The 1284-nt window shown below is 70.0% G+C and carries 2 protein-coding genes; both read right to left on the bottom strand.

From position 1 onward, the window contains the following. The coding region (locus AC1DYN_RS32620; RefSeq protein ID WP_477966965.1) for a galactokinase family protein at positions 1-87 on the bottom strand (87 nt) is incomplete at its 3' end. After that, positions 84-1172, bottom strand: coding sequence for a M24 family metallopeptidase (locus AC1DYN_RS32615; RefSeq protein WP_477966963.1), 1089 nt, complete (start codon positions 1170-1172; stop codon positions 84-86). The genes AC1DYN_RS32620 and AC1DYN_RS32615, both read right to left, overlap by 4 nt. Between the last annotated feature and the right edge of the window lie 112 nt (positions 1173-1284).

Genomic DNA, 1284 nt, shown 5'->3' with positions numbered 1-1284 from the left:
GTGTTCGCCCAGCAGGTTGACGCGCCCCGGGGCCGAGGCGTTCACCTCGGGCGCGCCGCCAAAGAAGGTATCGGTCGTGATGGTCATGCGTCTACCTCCAGCCAGAGCGGCCGCTGACGGCCTTGGATATCCACCGACGGCCAGGCCGGGTCGAAGGTCAGGTTTTCGAGTCCGTCGGGGCCGAGTAGGAACGTGTCTTCGATCTTCATACCGTTATAACTTGGATTGAACGCAAATGCCATGCCCTGTTCGAGCTGCGTGGCCGTGCTGGGGGTGGCCACGATCTCGCGCGCCAGGTAGCCAGTGATGCCGCCCTGGTGGTGTTCGCGGATCGCGTCCTCGACGTCGGCGTGGTGATAGGCCTGCGCCAGCGCGTGGTACACCGATGACAGCGATTTGCCCGGCGCCACGGCCGCCAGGCCGGTGGCCTCGAGCGCCATCAGCGCGCGCTGGGCCGTGGGCGCCGAGCCAGTGCCGCCAAAGCTCACGAAGCGCGTCAGGTTGGCATACAGGCCATGGCGGCGCGCGCAGAACACGAGCATGGCGCGCTCGCCAATCGGCTCGTGCGACGGCGTCGCGTGGCGAAACAGCGGCAAGCGCCGCGCACCGGCCACCAGCACCAGCGCCGGATGGATGCCGCGGCGCCACAGCGCCTCGGCGCCGGCGCCGGCCAGCTGCTGCTCGGTCCAGTCGGGCCGGGCGCGGTGCAGCACGTCGGTCATCGCTTCGGCCGCTTCGCGCCCCAGCAGGCGGTAGCGCGCCTGCTCGGCGTCGCCCAGCACCAGCTTGCGCTGGCGTAGCGGCAGCGGCAACGGCAGTTCGTCGGCCTGCGGACGGTCCGACAGCACCGGCCGGCCCTCGGCCGCGGCCAGCACGAAATGCTCGCGCAGCTCGGGCTCGGCCCACGGCTCGATATGAAAGCTGAACCCGGCCGGTACTTCCTCAAGGCGCAGGCGCTCGCCTTCGATCTGGTCGGTCAGCACGCAGGCATCGCCCGCTGTGACCAGTACTTCGGCAATGCCCGTGTCGGTCGTGTGCAGCACGGCGCTCGAGCCGCCGGCCGTGATCCACGCAAACCAGTCGGTGCCGCGCAGGCGCACGGCGCCGGCGCCGCTGGCGGCAAGGGTGGCGCGCAGCAGCGCGAGTTTGTCGGCGACCTCCTGGGCGCGCATATCGATGTCCGTCATGCGCCCTCCTCCAGGTCGATCTCGACCTGCTGCAATTCGTACGCCGTGGTCTCGGGCAGCACGTCCATTGCGAACATGCCGGCGGCCAGCTCGGTGC

Source organism: Rhizobacter sp. P2_D12 (assembly GCF_056404395.1).
The sequence above is the reverse complement of the archived record's forward strand: the minus strand, read 5'-3'. Positions and strand labels throughout refer to the sequence as shown.